This is a genomic window from Mangrovibacter phragmitis, assembly GCF_001655675.1.
In the GTDB taxonomy this organism is placed as follows: domain Bacteria; phylum Pseudomonadota; class Gammaproteobacteria; order Enterobacterales; family Enterobacteriaceae; genus Mangrovibacter; species Mangrovibacter phragmitis.
Map to the genome: position 1 here is coordinate 1 of NZ_LYRP01000022.1, position 17275 is coordinate 17275.

At 48.1% G+C, this 17275-nt stretch carries 18 protein-coding genes, 1 tRNA gene and 3 pseudogenes; 16 read left to right on the forward strand and 6 right to left on the reverse strand.

The genetic code is table 11. The annotated features are described in order from the left end of the window. From A9B99_RS13095 to A9B99_RS13150, 14 genes and pseudogenes are all read left to right on the forward strand, one after another. On the forward strand, nt 1-330 hold a 330-nt coding region (locus tag A9B99_RS13095), incomplete at its 5' end, for a type VI secretion IcmF C-terminal domain-containing protein (RefSeq protein WP_064598159.1). Between the two features lie 245 nt (nt 331-575). Next, nucleotides 576-953 carry a YkvA family protein gene (locus tag A9B99_RS13100; RefSeq protein WP_156519059.1) on the forward strand — a complete coding sequence of 126 codons (378 nt, stop codon included), beginning with the start codon at nt 576-578 and terminating at the stop codon, nt 951-953. Between the two features lie 703 nt (nt 954-1656). Beyond that, complete coding sequence (locus A9B99_RS13105; RefSeq protein WP_064598163.1) at nt 1657-2340, forward strand: thermostable hemolysin; 684 nt, start codon at nt 1657-1659, stop codon at nt 2338-2340. Next, entirely contained in the window at nt 2337-3902 is a 1566-nt protein-coding gene (locus A9B99_RS13110; protein WP_064598165.1) for an AMP-binding protein, read from the forward strand. Before A9B99_RS13105 ends, A9B99_RS13110 begins: the two co-directional genes overlap by 4 nt. Then, nucleotides 3899-4807 (forward strand): TauD/TfdA family dioxygenase, encoded by a 909-nt coding sequence (locus A9B99_RS13115; protein WP_064598167.1) that lies wholly within the window; start codon nt 3899-3901, stop codon nt 4805-4807. The genes A9B99_RS13110 and A9B99_RS13115 overlap by 4 nt, the downstream gene beginning before the upstream one ends. Nucleotides 4808-4820: 13 nt before the next feature. Next, nucleotides 4821-5732: a hypothetical protein gene (locus tag A9B99_RS13120; protein ID WP_064598168.1), complete on the forward strand. Its 912-nt coding sequence runs from the start codon at nt 4821-4823 to the stop codon at nt 5730-5732. Next, nucleotides 5729-7096: an MFS transporter gene (locus A9B99_RS13125; protein WP_064598170.1), complete on the forward strand. Its 1368-nt coding sequence runs from the start codon at nt 5729-5731 to the stop codon at nt 7094-7096. The genes A9B99_RS13120 and A9B99_RS13125 overlap by 4 nt, the downstream gene beginning before the upstream one ends. A gap of 16 nt (nt 7097-7112) precedes the next feature. Beyond that, nucleotides 7113-7892, forward strand: coding sequence for an AraC family transcriptional regulator (locus tag A9B99_RS13130; protein WP_064598971.1), 780 nt, complete (start codon nt 7113-7115; stop codon nt 7890-7892). Between the two features lie 110 nt (nt 7893-8002). Next, nucleotides 8003-8497 (forward strand): hypothetical protein, encoded by a 495-nt coding sequence (locus A9B99_RS13135; protein WP_231889192.1) that lies wholly within the window; start codon nt 8003-8005, stop codon nt 8495-8497. A 253-nt stretch (nt 8498-8750) separates the two neighbouring features. Then, nucleotides 8751-8921, forward strand: a pseudogene (locus A9B99_RS24510) (tlde1 domain-containing protein); the annotation flags it as partial. A gap of 241 nt (nt 8922-9162) precedes the next feature. Beyond that, nucleotides 9163-9258, forward strand: a pseudogene (locus A9B99_RS23295) (type VI secretion system tube protein Hcp); the annotation flags it as partial. 310 nt (nt 9259-9568) lie between these two features. Next, nucleotides 9569-9700 (forward strand): annotated as a pseudogene (locus tag A9B99_RS24260) (single-stranded DNA-binding protein); the annotation flags it as partial. Between the two features lie 89 nt (nt 9701-9789). Further along, nucleotides 9790-10032 carry a DUF4160 domain-containing protein gene (locus tag A9B99_RS13145; RefSeq protein ID WP_064598176.1) on the forward strand — a complete coding sequence of 81 codons (243 nt, stop codon included), beginning with the start codon at nt 9790-9792 and terminating at the stop codon, nt 10030-10032. Further along, nucleotides 10016-10264: a DUF2442 domain-containing protein gene (locus A9B99_RS13150; protein WP_064598178.1), complete on the forward strand. Its 249-nt coding sequence runs from the start codon at nt 10016-10018 to the stop codon at nt 10262-10264. The genes A9B99_RS13145 and A9B99_RS13150 overlap by 17 nt, the downstream gene beginning before the upstream one ends. Nucleotides 10265-10355: 91 nt before the next feature. Here A9B99_RS13150 and A9B99_RS13155 read toward each other — a convergent pair whose 3' ends face one another. From A9B99_RS13155 to A9B99_RS23310, 3 genes are read right to left on the reverse strand one after another with little or no spacing between them, the layout of a single operon-like run. Beyond that, the gene (locus tag A9B99_RS13155) at nt 10356-11369 is read right to left on the reverse strand and encodes an SDR family NAD(P)-dependent oxidoreductase (protein WP_064598180.1); all 1014 of its coding nucleotides are present in this window, start codon (nt 11367-11369) and stop codon (nt 10356-10358) included. A gap of 47 nt (nt 11370-11416) precedes the next feature. After that, nucleotides 11417-12352: an alpha/beta fold hydrolase gene (locus A9B99_RS13160; RefSeq protein ID WP_064598973.1), complete on the reverse strand. Its 936-nt coding sequence runs from the start codon at nt 12350-12352 to the stop codon at nt 11417-11419. A 10-nt stretch (nt 12353-12362) separates the two neighbouring features. Beyond that, the gene (locus A9B99_RS23310; protein ID WP_197499276.1) at nt 12363-12656 is read right to left on the reverse strand and encodes a hypothetical protein; all 294 of its coding nucleotides are present in this window, start codon (nt 12654-12656) and stop codon (nt 12363-12365) included. Between the two features lie 148 nt (nt 12657-12804). Here A9B99_RS23310 and A9B99_RS13165 point away from each other — a divergent pair, with 148 nt between their 5' ends. Together A9B99_RS13165 and A9B99_RS13170 are read left to right on the forward strand one after the other, a co-directional pair. Next, nucleotides 12805-13785 carry an AraC family transcriptional regulator gene (locus A9B99_RS13165; RefSeq protein WP_064598182.1) on the forward strand — a complete coding sequence of 327 codons (981 nt, stop codon included), beginning with the start codon at nt 12805-12807 and terminating at the stop codon, nt 13783-13785. A 663-nt stretch (nt 13786-14448) separates the two neighbouring features. Next, nucleotides 14449-15267 (forward strand): helix-turn-helix transcriptional regulator, encoded by an 819-nt coding sequence (locus A9B99_RS13170; protein ID WP_064598975.1) that lies wholly within the window; start codon nt 14449-14451, stop codon nt 15265-15267. Here the strand turns inward: A9B99_RS13170 and A9B99_RS13175 are convergent. The 3 genes from A9B99_RS13175 to A9B99_RS13185 all read right to left on the reverse strand — a co-directional run bounded on the left by A9B99_RS13175 (nt 15238) and on the right by A9B99_RS13185 (nt 17223). After that, nucleotides 15238-15876, reverse strand: a complete 639-nt coding sequence (locus tag A9B99_RS13175; protein ID WP_064598183.1) for a LysE family transporter — start codon at nt 15874-15876, stop codon at nt 15238-15240. The two genes, A9B99_RS13170 and A9B99_RS13175, sit on opposite strands and share 30 nt — an antisense overlap. Further along, nucleotides 15873-16460, reverse strand: a complete 588-nt coding sequence (locus A9B99_RS13180) for a hypothetical protein (RefSeq protein ID WP_064598186.1) — start codon at nt 16458-16460, stop codon at nt 15873-15875. The genes A9B99_RS13175 and A9B99_RS13180 overlap by 4 nt, the downstream gene beginning before the upstream one ends. Before the next feature lie 687 nt (nt 16461-17147). Next, nucleotides 17148-17223, reverse strand: a tRNA-Phe gene (locus A9B99_RS13185). Between the last annotated feature and the right edge of the window lie 52 nt (nt 17224-17275).

The window sequence follows — 17275 nt, forward strand, 5'->3', positions numbered from 1 at the left end:
ATGAACCAGATGCCGGTCTGGCAACGTTTCGCCTGGCCTGCGGATACAGAAGCCGCCGGTGCCCGTTTAAGCTGGATGAGCACCCCAGCCGGAACCCGGTTGTATGCGGATATACCGGGAGCCTGGGGCTGGATACGCCTGCTGGAGCAGGCAACGGTGAGTGCATATCCGGGTGTTGGCAGCAGCTACAGCCTGAGCTGGCAGGCTCAGGACGGGCGGGCGCTGAACTACACCCTGCGTACCGAAGCCGGAGAAGGCCCGCTGGCCCTGCTGAAACTGCGTGGTTTCCGGTTACCGGAAACGATTTTTATTACAACCGGGGCAGGGTGATTTCTACGCAAAATAAACCAATGTAAAAGTCGCGTTTCTTCTATAGATAAGCTAAAGACTCAGGATAAGCAGTGATGAAAGGTTGGATAAAACGCTATATATCAAAGGGAGTTTGTTTTTATGCGGTTTGATATTGTTCTGTTTTATCATAAGAAGGTGTCTCTGCTTAACATGTAACTTCTTAGTCTGGTGTGAGAACTGGCCTTGCCCCGCGCGGGAATGAGTAACGAGAGGAAATGATCACGATGACAAAAGGACGAATCTCAAAAGCCAGACAATGGGCAAAAAGCATCAAGCGGGACGTGCATGCGGTATGGCTTGCCGCTCGTGATCCACGTACCCCGTGGTTCGTAAAGGTGCTTGCATTGGTTGTCGCGGCCTATGCTGTCTCGCCTGTCGACTTAATCCCCGACTTCATTCCCGTACTGGGTTATGTGGATGACATCATTATTGTTCCACTCGGAATCATGCTGGTTGTGAGGCTTATCCCACCAGAGGTAATGAACGAGCACCGAGAAACCGCGGCTAAAGCTACCGGACAACCGGTAAGCCGCATGGCGGCGGGCGTGTTCATCGCCATTTGGATAGTCTGCGCTATCCTCCTGGTCAGGCTGCTCCATTAAGGTGGCTTGGTATGCCAATAGCGTAACGTGCATAGAGGCCGCGCAATAAATCGCTATATAAGTATTATCCTCTCAATAACGGTTCCGAATAGAGTGTAACTTTGATGGAACTCATCCTGAATTGTGCTATATGATGAATCGCCATATCCTAAATTATCAACCTCGCTGAGTTATGCGGTGCGTGGCACTATTCCCCCACTGAGCAATACCTGATACTGAAACCAATTCATCAGTTGTTCTCTGATATTTCCTCCAGGATACAGATACCGAATAGTTGGTTTGTTTAGCCCCCATATTCTGACATTTTGCGAGTCGCAATAGTTTTCGGGGGGGGCGAGTCCTGGCAGACGGATATTGATGAGTGATTACAAGTAACAATAGTAAGCTGACTTATCATGAGACTATATTATTGTTAATGCTCATGCATAGTTATGCATTTTTTACTGCCGGGATTTAACCAGGTAGTCACATCCCATTCAGGCTTTAATAGTTATTTTCTTTATTTATTTTAATATTTTGTAGCTTTTTGAAATATTTTTAAGTTGATTTTTGTATAATAACTAATTGATTTTTATCGATTCACTTCAAGAGAACTGACTCTTTGTCTGTTCTGTACGGTTTTTTGTCTTAATAGAACATTTCAAAGAAGAAAACAAAGTTTTAACATTATTTATGTTAACGCTTAACCTAAGGGAATGTTAAAGTGAGTGCCTTTCTGCATAAAAAACAGTGTGATGATGCATCTTCAACACGGATTGAAATTATTTATCGGCATGACGAACAAGCTGAGAAATCACGAAAGTATATCGAGAAAATTTATTCTGATAATTACAAGGCTAAGATTAACCCCGATCCGGATATTATTATTTCCTGCCAGAATAAAAGTTCTGGGGAGTTAGTTGCTTGTACGGGGATTTCTTTTGCTGCGCCAGGTCAGCACTTATTTTCTGAACGTTATCTGGATACGCCGTTAGATACATTAATCTTGCAGCAAACCGGGCAATCGTTATCTCGCCACCAGGTAGTAGAAATTGGTTCGCTGGCTTCTGATAATCCCAACGTTGCCGCAGATCTTATCCGTATTGTTCCTATTATTGCGTGGTTAATGGGCAGCAAAGCGATTCTTTGTACCTCTACCCGACGTTTACGTAAATTACTGGCCTTCCATCAAATTCCTTTCACCATGCTGGCAGAAGCCTCTTCCACCCGCCTCTCACCTGAAGAGAAGGCGGCCTGGGGCAGTTATTACGATCAGGCACCACAAACCGGTGTGATTTTACTGGAACAGTGTGGGCATTTGTTTAATCACTTTTGCGGGCGTTTGGTTTTCTCCGAATTTGAACACCTGGCGCGTTCACCTCTGGGGTTATCGCAGGTAGCGGCATGAATATCCTGAATGCAATTTTGGCCCAGGCTGAAGAAAACCCGCAGGCGGCTGCGGTGATCCAACTTCATAAAGATCAGGATAGTCACTATCGGGAAACAATTCACTACACCTATGGCGCGCTTATTCATGAAGCGCACCACCTGGCAACCAAGTTGTTGGCACTGATGCCGGAAGGTGCGCTTGTGGGGGTTGTGATGGGAAACACACCTGAGTGGGTGCTGGCGGATGTGGCACTGTTGCTGGCCAACCTGACTGAAGTCCCGGTTCCGTTGGCATTCTCAGGTGAGCAGGCAGCCTGGTTATTACAACACTGCAAAGTCATTCTGACCGATGAGACAGGGGCCGAACGTTTAACGCAGTGGCAGCAGGGCGGGTTGCAACTCGCCGGGGAGGTGATGGCGATAACCTCTGGTGAAACGCTGGCTGGGGTAGCGCCATTAAAACATACTGCCGCACGAATGGTTGAAGATACCGTTATCAAAGTGATCCACACATCCGGTACCACTTCGCAACCTAAAGGCGTGCAGATTCGTCGCCACGGCTTAGATGCGTTAGTTGACGCGCTTTGGCTGCGCGCTGAAAAAGGGGATTACCAACGTTATTTGAATCTGGTTCCACTGAGCCTGTTGATTGAACAGGTGACAGCTTTGTATATGCCATTGACCTCCGGCGGAGCGGTGGTAATGCCGCCGCGTGATATGCCCCCGTTGGGCAGCCCTGGCGTCACGGCGTCGGAGCGGCTGGCTATTATCCGCCAGGCGAAACCTTCATCATTGACGTTAACTCCTGCGTTGGTCGAGGCGTTAGCAGAAAAAGCTCAGGTACATGGCGAAAAACCTGGCCTGCTGACTGCACTGTTCGGGCGAGAAACAGTGCCATTGCTGGCAGCTGGTGGTGCGCCAGTTAACGCAGAGATCTTGTTCGAGTTGGATAGACTCGGTATCCCGGTTTATCAAGGGTATGGTTTAAGCGAGAACAGTTCTGTCGCCACCTGGAACTCGCGTGGTGCCAACCGTATTGGCACTGTGGGTAAGCCGCTGGCACATGTCGAAATTAGAATCAGTGAAGAGAGAGAGCTTTGCTTGCGTAGCACTTCGCTGTTTGCGGGTTATTCGAATGAAGATCCCAGTAGTTGTTCAGTCGATAAGGAAGGGTGGCTGCACACGGGGGATCTGGCGACCCAGGATGACGATGGTTTTATCTCCATCATTGGTCGCAAGAAAACCATGATCATTACTGCGAATGGCCGCAATATCTCGCCTGAATGGCTGGAGTCCGCCTACCGCGCTGTACCCGGAGTTTTGCAGGTCATCGTCTATGGTGACAGGCAGCAGTTCCTCAGTGGCATCTTTGTGGTGGAGGATATTGCAAAAGCCCAAACCATACGTCAGGCCATTGCTACGTTTGCCCGAGAAAATCTCAATGAGATCGAGCATATTGCTGAACCGGTTTTACTCCCCCACACCCCCGAAATTATGGAACACCTGTTTACTGTTACAGGTCGTCCGCGCCGTAACGCCATCTTTGACTTTTTAGCCCAACAAGAGACAGCTAAAGCATGAACATTCGTGAAACTACACACATCAGTGATACCGGGCTGATTGTTACTTCTCTGAACGGAGGTGAGGTCACCAGTCTGTTGCCAGATTACCTGCTCTCACAACTTACCGGGCACGGTTATGTTGTATTGCGCGGTTTTAAACACAGCATTGAACGCTTCTCTCGTCTGGTTCGTCAAACTAGTGGGCGTATTAGTCTTGATCCTGCTCGTAGCTTTAATGGTGATACAGCGCAAAAGGTGGATGCCGGTTACGATAAAGTGGGGTTGCACTGCGAGAATGGCAACAGCCCGTTTTGGCCCGATCTCTGCTGGTTTTATTGCCAAAAGGCACCTGAGTATGGTTCACAAACCACAGTCTGCGATGGCAAACAGGTCTACCAGCACCTCAGCTCACACGCTCGCGCCGCGTTTAGTGCGCGAGATATCATGTATTCCCGCCGTGTGGAAGAAAAAAAATGGAAAACGTATGCTTTCCATGCGCTTGCAGGCCAGCTAAATGCTCCCGCCAGTGTAGAAGAGACTACACTGGCGCACTTGTCATCACTGAGCATGGGAACGCCAGGGGCGAGTATTACGCTTAACGATGACAACTCTATTCGCTATCAATTCCAAACGCCGGCTATCCGGGCCAGCCGCGTTAACCCACGGGAAATGCTCAACTTTGCTAACAGTATCTTTGGGCCTTCCAATAACTATGAGAAACCGTTGATCACTTTCGCTGATGGCAAGGAGATCCCTGCTGATCTACTCGCAGAGACCGAGGCTGTGTGCGATCGCTTCACTTATGACATTGGCTGGCAGCACGGCGACATCGTGTTGATCGATAACACCCGCGTGATGCATGGCCGCCGCCAGATCGAAGATAAATCCCGTACTATTTTCAACGCACTTTCTTATATTGCCTGACGGATCATTCCTTATGAATTTTTTTAAACAAATCAATGAATATGCCCATCTCAATTATCTGCATCCTAATCGAATGCCGTGGGAGCAGGCCGCAGTGGGTGACGAACTGGATTTTCTCTCGCGTGCGCTGGTGGGCGAAATGGGTCAGGAAGACAAGGCCGTGGCCTATTTGTACAAAGAACTGGCGCAACTGGCCGAAATTGAAATGCATGTGGCCACCGTTATGAGCCGTACGTTGTGTGAATTGCAGGCCTGTAACACGCCGTTTATTGCCGGGGATGGTCTTTACCACGCGCTTTCGTGTTTCGCAGCTGAAGAAATTAATCACGCCAACAGTTTCTATCAGTATGTTCGTCATCTGTCGGGGCGCGATATTAAGCTTGAGAACAACCTGTTCAGGCAGCGTATCGAACTTTACTGTCATGAAAATGATGCACCTCTGATTAAGCTGGCGGCACTGTGCTCCACGGCGTATGTGGGGGAGTCGGTTATTACCGTCTTCGAGCGACGGCTTAAAGTGTTGGATCCTATGCAACATAGCTTCCTGACGAAACTGCTGCATTTCCATGGGCTCGACGAAGCCCGCCATATTCGGTGCGATCACGCTATTTTTGATGAGGTAATCCCTACCTTTACGGCAGCAGAGCGTAAGCGCATGCATCACCTGATCCAGGAGACGGAGGCGCTGAATACCCAGTTGGCAAAGGCAAGTGCTGAAACTGTCAAAGCGGCGTTTGATTTGGATTACACAGAGGGTAATCACGCTGCGAAAACGCAGTTGGATATGACCATGCGCTTTCGTGAGCAAGTTCAGTCTGGCGACCTGATCCGCAAAGTGGATGACTATATGGATGAAGAGACGGCGGCAGTTGTTCGTCAGTTTTCTCTGGCGTCACGGGTTCATACAGGGTTGAGTCAGTTATGAAAAAGCAAACATTAGCAACGGCAGAAATACCACAAAATAATCAGCGCCTGGGTGTATTAGCAGTGATTGCGGCGTTATTTCTGGCTGCCGTGGATAGCACTATTGTTGCTACTGTGTTGCCTACAATCGGTCAACAACTGGGTCACCCGGCCCTCTATCCGTGGGTTATGTCAGCTTTTCTGTTACCAGTAGCATTAGTGGCTCCGTTAGCGGGGGCATGCGGTGACAGACTCGGCGTTTCTGTTACGCTCAAACTTTTCCTGATGTTATTTTTAGCTGCTTCGGTCCTTGCCGCATTGAGCCCGAGTATGCCTGTATTGATTCTGGCGCGGGCGTTACAGGGGGGAGGAGCCGGTGGCATTATTGTACTGTCTTATTCACTGTTGGCAGCCCTGTTTGACATTGATAAACGAGGGAAAATGCAGGGAATGCTGAGTAGTGTATGGGGGCTTTCCGCGATTGTTGGGCCTTTATTAGGCAGTGTTCTTGCAAGCACGCTTGGCTGGCGCATGATTTTTTGGTTCAACCTTCCAGTAGGTCTGCTGGCATTGCTGTTGTTATGGGTGACCCCGGTGGTAGGGAAAGGGGGAGGCAGAGTACGCGTTGATATATTGGCGCAATTGCTCCTGGTTATTCTGGCAAGCAGCCTGTTATTGTTAATGAGCCAGCCGAAAGGTCTGAACGGGATGATACCTGTATTGTGGGCCGCAATGTTGATATCGCTGTTGCTGTTAGGGTTGCGGGTTCGTGCGCGCCCAGAAAGCAGCCCGGTTCCGTTACAATTTCTTCAGCGTAGAGAGTTGGTTGCCGTTATTATTTTAGTGCTACTTTCCAGTGCGGGGTTGTATGCCTCGGTCACGTTGATGCCTTTGGCTTTGAGCCAACAATCTGGTTCAGCAGCAACAACGGGTCTCCTGATTATGCTGGCTGCGATGGGATGGGTGATTGGCGCTGCATTCTGTGGCAGTAAATTGTCCCGAACAGGCTATTTATATATGGCACTTTTCGGTATGTTTTTGCTGGCGGCAGGCGCATTTCTGGTCATTCCTGCCCTGGGGCATCATATGATCGTGCTGGTGGCTGTTGCACTTCTGTTGATCGGGCTGGGGATGGGTTTTACGGCCACTACTACGCTGGTTTTTACACAAAATACAGCACCTGCCGACCGCCTGGGAGCATGGACGGCAACGGTGCAGTTTCTGCGTAATTTGGGGGCTGCATTAGGTGTAAATGCCCTGGCGGCAATACAGCTCCATTTGTCTGGTATTCATGCTTTTCAGGTGTGCTTTGGTATTTTAGGGGTGAGTATGTTGACAGGTTTATGTTTTACGCTGTTGCTACCCCGCACATACCCGAAAAAATAAGTATTTGGTGAAATTAGTGGATCAAACAACAAATTACGATGCATTGGTCATTGAACGAGTTCTGGACCGGGTGGCGGAAGAAGAAAATTTGCCCCACAGCCATCCGCTGGGGCAATTCGTTTTGGTCAATCATGGGGTACTTTACGGGCATACGCCAGATCAACAGTGGTTGCTTAAGCAAGGCATGGCAGTGTGGATACCGCCTGATAAGATACATTGGGGAAGGGCCTATAACCGTGTTGATCTGACCGTTTTCTACATTACCCCGGAGCTGTGTTGTTTGCCTGCTTCCCAAATAAAGCCGCTGGATTCTTCATTACTTATCGTAGCGTTATGCGAGAGGCTGGCGAATGTTAAGCAGCCTCTTACACCGGCACGTCGCAACAGTATGCTACAAATGCTGTTTGAAGAGATAGAAGAACAGCCTGAAAGCAATCTGTCTTTGCCGCTACCGAAAGATAGTCGCCTTAAAAAGGTCACCTGTAGTCTAATAGATAACCCGGCCCAGCGGCGTAGTCTGAGTGAGTGGGGGAGTCTGGTTGGGGCAACAGAGCGTACGCTGGCTCGTTTATTCCGCAAAGAAACCGGGATGCGTTATACCGAATGGCATAATCGTCTACTCCTTACAGTGGCCTGGCAAGGGTTGGCTAATGGGCTTTCTAACGGCCAGATCTCTGCAATGTTAGGCTTCTCTTCCGGCGACTCTTTTGGTCATTGGTTCCGGCGGGTAGCCGATAATTGCCCTGGGAGGGTTCGGAAATGTTTGCAGGACTCTCCCTTGCTTAAGGTTGATTAATCAGAACAAGGCAAATTGACCGTTTCATTCTATAAGTTGTTTTTTTTGAACATTCCTGTCATTTCGTTTCTCACGTACTGTATGGCGCAATGCTCATATAAGTGGAGAAAATGATGTTAAGTTACGATATTACTAAAGTACTGCATGCACTGGCAGCTGTCTCTGCGACTGGTCCATTGTTGTTTTCCCCCTGGCTTTCTGCACGTTTAAAACGTTGCCAGGGGGACAACAAAAACCTGCTGCTAAAAGGCTTGAGTGTGGCTGATACCTATTACAATATCGCAGGCTGGGTACTTATACTGAGTGGCGTAGCCATGTTTTGGTTACAAGACTGGTATCGAGTGTTTCAACTATGGTTCATCCTCAGTGTATTGGTATTTATCATTGATTCAGTTGCGGAAAAACGTTTACGCGATCCAGCTAACAAGGCGTTGGCAACACTCCAGCCCGGTGAGCTCGGTTGGGATGAAAACACTGCTCTTTTACATAAGGCGGTGATTATTCAAATGGTATGTACTTCGTTGATCCTTCTTATCATGCTGCTACACAGCCAGTTACAGATAAACCTGTTGGCGCTGAATCCATTCGCTCATTTGCCTGGCTAAATTTAAGTACTGTGGCTGGATGTAAGTTATTTACGTCCAGTATTCGTCATGGAAAGGAATAGCTGCCCTGAGTAATATTTGATTTTTGTGCAGAGGAACGTAGTAACAACTGTCTACGCTTCGTTATCTGAGATATGCCTGATTAGCGTTTTCTGAATATCTCACGGGAGGGCTGCTATCCTGACATTCTGAGGGCATATGCCTTTTATTTTGGGCTTTTATACACACCATAGTGGAAGTCATCACAGCATAATATTCTGGTAATGGTATTTACCGGAACAAGGGGGCTTGCGGTGCCATTAAGGGTGATGGCCCATTGCCACTGGGTAATTACTGGATTCTGATGCAGGTGCCTTGTATGCGTTCCCTTATGGCTCGGGGTTGGGTTGAGGTAGTAGCCAATGGCTCAAACGCTTGCCCGTAGGGTCGCAAAAAAATATTTTTCTTAATTATTATTTTTGCCGTAGCTCGGATTCTTGCTAATCCTGAAATCTATATTAACCACACCCTTGCAAGTAAATTCGCCCTGCTTATTAGTGGCGATGTAAATGCAGAATCGAACTATGATGCTTATTTCTATATTGATGTTTTCTCTGTATTAATTATTACTACAGGGATATACATTATAGTAATGAAGCTGATCAATAAAATAAGGGCGAAATAATATTCCAATCCTTCCGTATATTTGGCTCAAAGATGACGGCGGTGCAGATATCAAAGGGACTGTAGATGTTCAAGATCGTGAAGGATGTGTGGAGATTAAAGACTCGATCAAGTTCAAAGATATGACGTATATCCAACCGTAAAGACTGGTGGAGCGCATCGAGTAAGGGGCTGAAACTGCCTACTGGAAAGTTTTGACACTCGGACGGTCAATATGATGAAGGCAAGATCCGCAAGATCCACCTGGAACTGGGAGGAAAGTCTGCTGCGCTGGCTGGTGAGTCCGCAAAACATGCACCTGTCCGGTGAGGGAGATACGTACATGATGGGGAATCAGCAGCGGCAAGGAACAGGGATTTATACCGGCATTAAGCAGGCGCTGAGCGGTCTTAGTGCGCTTTTGTCAATCAGCAACCGCAGCAGGCTCAGTCAGCGCCACGAAATCCGCAGAATGAACCACCGATGGCTTTTGACGATGACATACCGTTCCTTGGGCATGGTTATGGCAGTTGTCGAAAAGCCATTCACGCTATTTCATAACATAATCAATGAGTTATCTATTCTTGGCACCAGTTTGACTGGCGATTTTTTATTCAGGATAATCGTGCGTTAAGTGAGGTAAATTATTTATGCCGGTTATACTCAGGCTAAACGGATTAAAATTTTTCTTTTACTCGAACTACGGTAATCCGCGTGAGCCTGCCCATATTCATATCCGTAATGCAGCAGGCGAAGCAAAATTTTGGACTGATGGGGCGGTTAAAGTAAGCCGGAATGATGGTTTTGATACCCGTACAATCCGGGCATTAACAAAAATGATAGAGCACAATCAGACATTGTTTGTGGAGGCCAGGAATGACTATTTCAGCTAAGAATGTGAAATTTGACGAAACCACGATGTGGGTTGAGTTAAGTGATGGCCGGGTTATGGGGATCCCTCTGGTGTGGTTTCCCAAACTGTTAAACGCCTCTGAGCAGGATCGTTGTGAATATGAGTTCAGTAAGCGTGGCATACACTGGGATTCTCTTGATGAGGATATTTCCATTGATGGATTACTTGCTGGCAAGGGAGATATAACACACAGCCCTCATCATGTAGCCTGAGCTGTACGTTCAAGGCGACGGGTTTTCATATGACGATTTTCTTTGATAAATGATGATGGCAAGCGACAAGCACTACGCCATCACAACTTGGTTAGCACGGAATAGATACACCTGTGAGCTCTTCGCTTTTATGCCAAAGCTCATCAGCCGCATTTGGATCAATTGCATAGGCTTGGACACCCGTACCCCGATTGGTTCGATCTTCAGTAGCCAGATTGGGGAAGTCGCTGTCAGGCAATACAGATGTGATATCAGCGTCAGCACAAAATACCCCTCCCTTACTTTTGAGTTGTGGACTGACTGCACACCAGACATGGGTCGCGGCTCCTTGCGATATAGACTTGAGATCACGGGCCAGGTCAACAACTGGTCTGCCGTTCGAATCGATAAACCCGGTCTTTTTCAGCATTTCAACCCCAACATGAGTACCTAGATTTGTTCCCGCAATTCCCCCTGGATGAAGTGCAAAGGCACGGATGCCATAATCCTTACCTCGTCGGTCAAGGCCTACAGCAAAGAGTATGTTGGCCGTTTTCGACTGACCATAGGCTTTGAAAGCATCGTAGTCACGGTGAACAAAATTAATGTCTTCAAAAACGACAGGTGAGAATCGGTGTCCAGCAGATGAAACTGATACTACTCGGGCACCACCTGCTCGCTTTAATGCTGGCCAGAGTCGAATGGTTAACCGGAAATGGCCGAGATGGTTAGTAGAAAATTGAAGCTCATTACCTTGTGTGTCCCGCGTCAGTTCAGGCAGTGCCATTATCCCTGCATTGTTTATGAGCAGATGGAGCGGCAGACCTGTCTCTACAAAGTCTCGTGCAAAATTATCGATAGAGTCAGGATGAGTAAGATCCATTGGCTGGACTTCCATGCCGCCACCAACATTGTTGATGGCTTTACGCGCACGTTCGACATTGCGCGCAGGCACGATAACTCTGGCACCTGCGGAGGCTAGTGTACGGGCTGTTTCAAGCCCGAGGCCTGAGTAGCCTCCGGTGACAATAGCGACCTTTCCAACCAAGTTAACACCCTTGATAATGTCAACAGTTGTGGAAGCCCGACTAAAGCCTGAACCGATGGATTCCTGAGGTGTATTCATTGTTATCCCTCCTATTCCTCATAAAAGCTGATTTGAAAATGGGTTCATCAGTAAATGGCATCCAAAAAGCCGATTAATGCGCTGTTTGTTTGTTCTGGTGCCTCAAGCTGAGGCCAGTGCCCTACGTCTGGCAACACAATAAATTCGCGTAAATCAGTAAGGACGTGCTGTAGTATTTCTGTCGTTACAGGGTGCAGCTCATTCAGTCCATCTGCTGCGCCAATGATAAAAAAAGATGGGACCTGAATTCTGCATCCAGCAAAGGCCGGCATCATGTCGATATAGGATTCCAATGCACGGTAGTAATTCAGTGGACGATGAAATCCATTCTTTTTAAATTGGTCGATCATCAAGGCGAAATCGGTAGGTTCAACAAATCTTGGTCGCTTTACCGGAGTAGGTCTAAGTAGTCCTCGGTTGATATCCATAGGATGCCAGCGCTCTCCTTTTGGAGCCTCTGCTGACGTCCAATAGAAAGCCGCCGGGATCGTATTTTTGGCATCAGCCCATTCATTGTCTGCGGCAGGGCTCATTTGTCGAAACATGTAGAAATCATGCTGTCCTTTTTCCCGTAATTCAGACAGAAAATTCCCACCGTCAAAATCAAAGGGCGGCACACTCAAGCCAAAAACTGCCCGGAATCGATCAGGCCGGATGAGTGCGGCTGTCCAGGCAGCCACAGCCCCAAAATCATGGCCAACCAATGTCGCTGTCTCGCAATTCATGTGATTAAGAATGGCGACAAGATCACCTACGATATTCAATGCTGTATATGCTGATGCTTCGTCTGGGCCACTACTCTCCCCATATCCTCGCATGTCTAATGCGATTGCCCGATAGCCTGCATGGGCGACAGCGTTCATTTGCTGACGCCAGCTACGCCATGTGTCAGGAAATCCATGACAGAACAGCACCGCGGATCCCTCACCACATTCAACAACGTGCAGCGATACACCATTTACGGCAATATGATGCTCTCTCATATGTCCCCCATCATTCAGAGAGTCGGTCTGGCGTAAGTACAGTTCGTCCATCAACTGTCGTACCAGGAAAAGCAAGCATTGGTGCCAGAGTTTTATTATTTTCAGCAGGGAAATTCAGTCGCGGTTTAGAAACTCCAGTTAACCTGCTGATCTGCCCGGAGGATAGCGTTACATCAAGAGAATCAAGATTAGCTTTGAGCTGATCAAGTCGCCTTGCACCAATAAGTGTCGAAGTAACTTCATCAAGCATGGCAAACGATTCTTCTGGGCTTGCGCCCCAGCTGAAATCTTCACCAAAAGTCATAGTGCCCAAGCAATACGAGCTGACGCGTAAACCAGAACGACCGAGTGTTACGAAATGATTAAGAGGCATGCTAAATCTCCGAGACGAGTGAGTTATTGCATGATAGACTCATGAATATGTACTAAGAATATCCATAAGTTCATTTTTTATGCGCGATAGTTCAAACTTTCAATCCGACCCTCTTTCAGATCTCCTGGATTTTCTTCAGGCTCACTGCCAACTTTCTGGGCAGTTAATAGCGGGCGGCGCATGGGCGCGTCGTTTCACGAATCTGGATGCAATTAAGTTTTGCGCTGTAACTGACGGGAGTTGCTGGTATTCCATTGATGGGATGTCCGAGCCAGCCCGACTAGATGAAGGTGATGTATTGATCACGAATGGGACACGGACATTGACACTGGCCAGTACCGCAGAACTTGTTCCTGAGGCAACCAGTACATCTGTTGTCCAGGACGGCAATGACCAATATCGGCTCGGTGAGGGCAGCGACTTTACCATGCTTGGCGGTATGATCCAGATTGATGCTGAACGACAGACACTGCTCCTCAATGGTCTGCCGCCGCTTATACATGTACGGGGCGTAAGCGATGAAGCCAAACCTATTGCATGGTTGCTTGGGCAACTTGTGATTGAAATGAAGAGTGCACGACCAGGTCGATTGACAGCTATATCAGGATTAGCTCAGCTGTTATTTACTCAAACCATTCGGGCCTATTTGGCACACGCACCGGATAGTGATGAAGGCTGGCTTAAAGGCTTCGGTGATCCACGGTTAGTCATTGTGCTTAGTAGCATTCATAGTGAACCGTCAAGGAATTGGGGGCTTGAAGAACTGGCGAAAAAGGCTGGGATGTCGAGAACATCTCTCGCAGTTCGATTCCGCAAGATGATTGGCGTGCCTCCGCTTACTTATCTGACACAATGGAGAATGTACCTTGCAAGACGTGAGCTTCGGGCGGGAGCCTCAATTTCCGAGGCCGCAGCCTCGGTTGGTTATACTTCTGACAGTGCATTCAGCAATGCATTCAAACGCGTGATGTCTGTTGCCCCTGCCCAATACAGGAAAGCAGCTCAGGACGAAATAAGCAATTCACAAGTATCGTGCAAAGATAGCACTCCTGACTTCTAAGAGAACTGATCCAATTACTAGAATATGAATTGATATCGTTACAGTAGTCACTTTGTATCTATCTTTATAATTATTCTTCAACATCTATTCTTTTAGCTGTGAAAAAGATCTTAGTCTGATGACTCATCGAAGATATCCGGAAAAGTCCGCATGTCCTCTGTGCAGCGGGTTTCCAGAATATCTGCGTAGATTTCTGTTGTTCTAAGTTCGCTGTGACCAGGCAATTTGGAAAGGGAATAGATGTCCAGGCCACGGGCAAGTTGGTTTACTGCAAAGGTGCACATTGTCCAGAAAACGAACGCGCGTCAGGGCATCTTTAATATGAAACCCCGATACAGAAAGTGCTGTATTCATCAACTGATTCACTTCTGGTGAAGCCATTGTCAGGAAATAGCCCGAAAATCGGTTACCACCTGTATATATGTCCAATTTCTTCCCTCGGATCGTGGTACACCAAGAAATATACGGTAGCACGCCATATCAAGCCACAAAGCCTCGTTTTGCCTCTACAGACAAATCACTGCGAATACAGCCTATATATGGAATAACTTGCACCCCTGTGGGTAATTTATTCGCTGGAGCCCTAAGGCCACCAGTTGAAAAAGCGTTCAGCAAATGGTTTTATTAATAATTATTCACTATTGCTGCATAAGGCCAGATACGTTGTCACTAAAGTCTGCAGAATGGTTTAGCCGAAATGGCATAGAGTGTTCGCGGGTCAGAGCCTGTAATTCGGGCTTTCCGAAACATCTTCACGATGAATATGTCATCAGTGCAAACCTGACGGGGGTAGAGGAAATCTGGCTGGCAGGGAAAACCGCCTATGTTAAAAGTGGTCAGGTTACCTTATATAATCCGGGAACCATTCAGGCTTCGCGTTTTGAGACTCAAGCCGTGGAATTCATCAGTGTGCACATACCCCAGGCAGTGATAAAAATGCTTGCAGATGAGGACAATCTCAATAGCCCTCATGAAGCACCTGTTCTGCGAGAAGGCATAATCAATAACAGTCGCCTGTTTGACGCGCTGTACCGTTTTGCAACATCAGCCCGACTGGAGTGGGGCATGGATGAGGAGCAGGAACTGATTTTACTTTGTGGTGAGCTGCTTGAGACGCCAGCTCTACTTCAGAGATCTGACGAACAGAAAATCTATCTTGTTATCGAGTATTTGCGGGAGCACCTCAGCGTAAAACCGCAGCTGGAGATGCTCGCGCAGCTGGCGGGGATGAGCAAATATCATCTTGTTCGCTTCTTTACCCGGCATACAGGTATGCCGCCTCTGCAGTATCATATGCAGCTTCGTCTGCACCATGCCCGCGACTTGCTTCGCAGAAACGTGCATCCTCTTGATGCGGCGATAATGCTGGGATTTTACGATCAGAGTCATTTCATTAATGCATTTCGCAAAGTGATGGGAACAACCCCCCATCACTATGCTTCGCAGGTCAGATCAGGTAACCATAAACTCCCTGTACCCTGACACAATCACGTAAAGCGCAAAATAGCTGAATATGAGCGCTGACGCTATGTAGGAATATTTAAGCAGGCGTTGACCAAGCAGTCTGCCTCCAAAACTTCCAACCAGGCACAAGACACAGGTCCAGAACATTCCTGCGATGAAAAAGCCACTTAGAAACCAGGACGTTGCCGTAACGCTATGCTGGCTCATCCGGGATATCAGCGCACCACCTACTGTCGCAAACCACAGAATGGCCGTGGGGGAGGACATGGCAAGCACCACGCCCCGGCCAAATTCACGCAGCAGCGGGCGATACTGATGGGTTTCGCTCACGTTAAGCTCCGAAGCTTTCCTGAAAGCGGCAATCAGCATTTTGCCGGCGAACCACAGAAGCATCGCGCCACCGCCAATCCATAGTATCCAGCGTACGGCTTCATACTGAAGCAGTACGGCCATTCCCGCCAGCGCCAGTAATGCATATGCCAGGTCACCCACACAAGTCCCCATTCCCAGCCAGAAACCATGAAAATATCCGCGTTGCATGGCAAGGGTAATCATGGCGATATTGGCAATTCCGATGTCAAGACAAAGCGAAAGGCTCAGTAAGAAACCATTTGAAAATTCGATCATAACGTAAAGCCTTTAATCTTCTGGTCGTACTCGATCATGTCAACAGTTTTACCCAGCCGGTTCAGCAGTAGATCCGCCTCTTCACGCTGATGATGAGGTGAATAGCATTGCAGGAATGCAAGGGCTGCCTCTGTATCACCCTGCAATACAGAGCGTGTCATTGCTGTTAACCCAAACCAGGCGGAATAATGCTGCGCGCGAGACTTACCAACCCATGTCGACATGTAACCTATTCCCTGCACCAACTCCTGTTCATCCAGCCCTGCTATTTGCGGGAGAAGTTCTTTTGCTGTGCTGGCGTCAGAGAGGATTACTGCACGTAACTGCAACGCTTTGCAGGTATCCGGGTCGTCAAATTCCTGAGCAAGCTTGAAACAAATAATACTGAGCTTTTCTTCAACAGACTGAAGCAGCGTACTCCCGGTCCGTGTGGAAACCGGGTGAATATGACTGGCCGCCTCTGCAAGACGCGTAGCCTGGTGGATAAGGTCCAGCGCAGCGGGCGAAAGTGAGTCAGGAGGAGGGATATCCATCATGTGGATATGGTATGAGTCAGCAGCGGGCCAGAACGGTGTCGTAAACATGAAATTCCCTTCCATTATCAGTAGCGAGAGGTTTACTTAACCATTGCATCTGTAATCGGTATTGGAAGGAATTGCGCGAAGGGGTCAGAAAGAACGGTAGCCCTGATGAAAAGGCCTGACAGAAGTCTGAATGATGTGCAGATGCTACTCGGTCATTCCAGCTTTGCAGTGACTCTGGAATATGTGGAGGCCAACATGGAAACCAGAGACGTAACCTTGAAGCTGCATATGCCGCTTAGAAGTAATCCCAGGACAAATTTATAAGGGATTGATATCTAAACGGGAAGAAATGGCGACTTTTTCCTTTACAAATCGTTGACAGAGTAGCGATGAGAAGTTTAATACCTGTAACTGAAAATGTTTGGACGTGAAAAATCCGAATGATGCACGAACATCATCCGGATTCTTAATCCCTAAACCCTCAGATGCAGAACAACTTCATTTCACCCAGCACGATGATTAGTCCGGGACTTTGTCTTGCCCGTTAAGGATCTCATTTCTTAACGAACAGGCTCTGAATAAGTGGTGCCCGGACTCGGACTAGCGCCTTCAGGCGTTGAACAGCGCGCCTGCCGCGCTGGCCCCGAAGGGGTGAGCCGTTTACGGCGAATAATCGAACGGAGTTCGATGAAGAGTCCGGCTTCAGAAAAGCAAAAACCCAGCCACAGGCTGGGTTCTCTGAAGAAGTGGTGCCCGGACTCGGAATCGAACCAAGGACACGGGGATTTTCAATCCCCTGCTCTACCGACTGAGCTATCCGGGCAACGGGGCGCATTAAACCGTAAAGGCCGCAGGGCGTCAACGCCTTTATCACA

What these genes read in the sequence shown, in the direction of transcription:
- A9B99_RS13155 (WP_064598180.1), bottom strand. Translation starts at nt 11,369, where the DNA reads ATGAATACACCTCAGGAATCCATCGGTTCAGGCTTTAGTCGGGCTTCC.
- A9B99_RS13125 (WP_064598170.1), top strand. Translation starts at nt 5,729, where the DNA reads ATGAAAAAGCAAACATTAGCAACGGCAGAAATACCACAAAATAATCAG.
- A9B99_RS13110 (WP_064598165.1), top strand. Translation starts at nt 2,337, where the DNA reads ATGAATATCCTGAATGCAATTTTGGCCCAGGCTGAAGAAAACCCGCAG.
- A9B99_RS13120 (WP_064598168.1), top strand. Translation starts at nt 4,821, where the DNA reads ATGAATTTTTTTAAACAAATCAATGAATATGCCCATCTCAATTATCTG.
- A9B99_RS13165 (WP_064598182.1), top strand. Translation starts at nt 12,805, where the DNA reads ATGCGCGATAGTTCAAACTTTCAATCCGACCCTCTTTCAGATCTCCTG.
- A9B99_RS13160 (WP_064598973.1), bottom strand. Translation starts at nt 12,352, where the DNA reads ATGAGAGAGCATCATATTGCCGTAAATGGTGTATCGCTGCACGTTGTT.
- A9B99_RS13175 (WP_064598183.1), bottom strand. Translation starts at nt 15,876, where the DNA reads ATGATCGAATTTTCAAATGGTTTCTTACTGAGCCTTTCGCTTTGTCTT.
- A9B99_RS13150 (WP_064598178.1), top strand. Translation starts at nt 10,016, where the DNA reads ATGACTATTTCAGCTAAGAATGTGAAATTTGACGAAACCACGATGTGG.
- A9B99_RS13100 (WP_156519059.1), top strand. Translation starts at nt 576, where the DNA reads ATGACAAAAGGACGAATCTCAAAAGCCAGACAATGGGCAAAAAGCATC.
- A9B99_RS13115 (WP_064598167.1), top strand. Translation starts at nt 3,899, where the DNA reads ATGAACATTCGTGAAACTACACACATCAGTGATACCGGGCTGATTGTT.
- A9B99_RS13135 (WP_231889192.1), top strand. Translation starts at nt 8,003, where the DNA reads ATGATGTTAAGTTACGATATTACTAAAGTACTGCATGCACTGGCAGCT.
- A9B99_RS13145 (WP_064598176.1), top strand. Translation starts at nt 9,790, where the DNA reads ATGCCGGTTATACTCAGGCTAAACGGATTAAAATTTTTCTTTTACTCG.
- A9B99_RS13180 (WP_064598186.1), bottom strand. Translation starts at nt 16,460, where the DNA reads ATGTTTACGACACCGTTCTGGCCCGCTGCTGACTCATACCATATCCAC.
- A9B99_RS23310 (WP_197499276.1), bottom strand. Translation starts at nt 12,656, where the DNA reads ATGACTTTTGGTGAAGATTTCAGCTGGGGCGCAAGCCCAGAAGAATCG.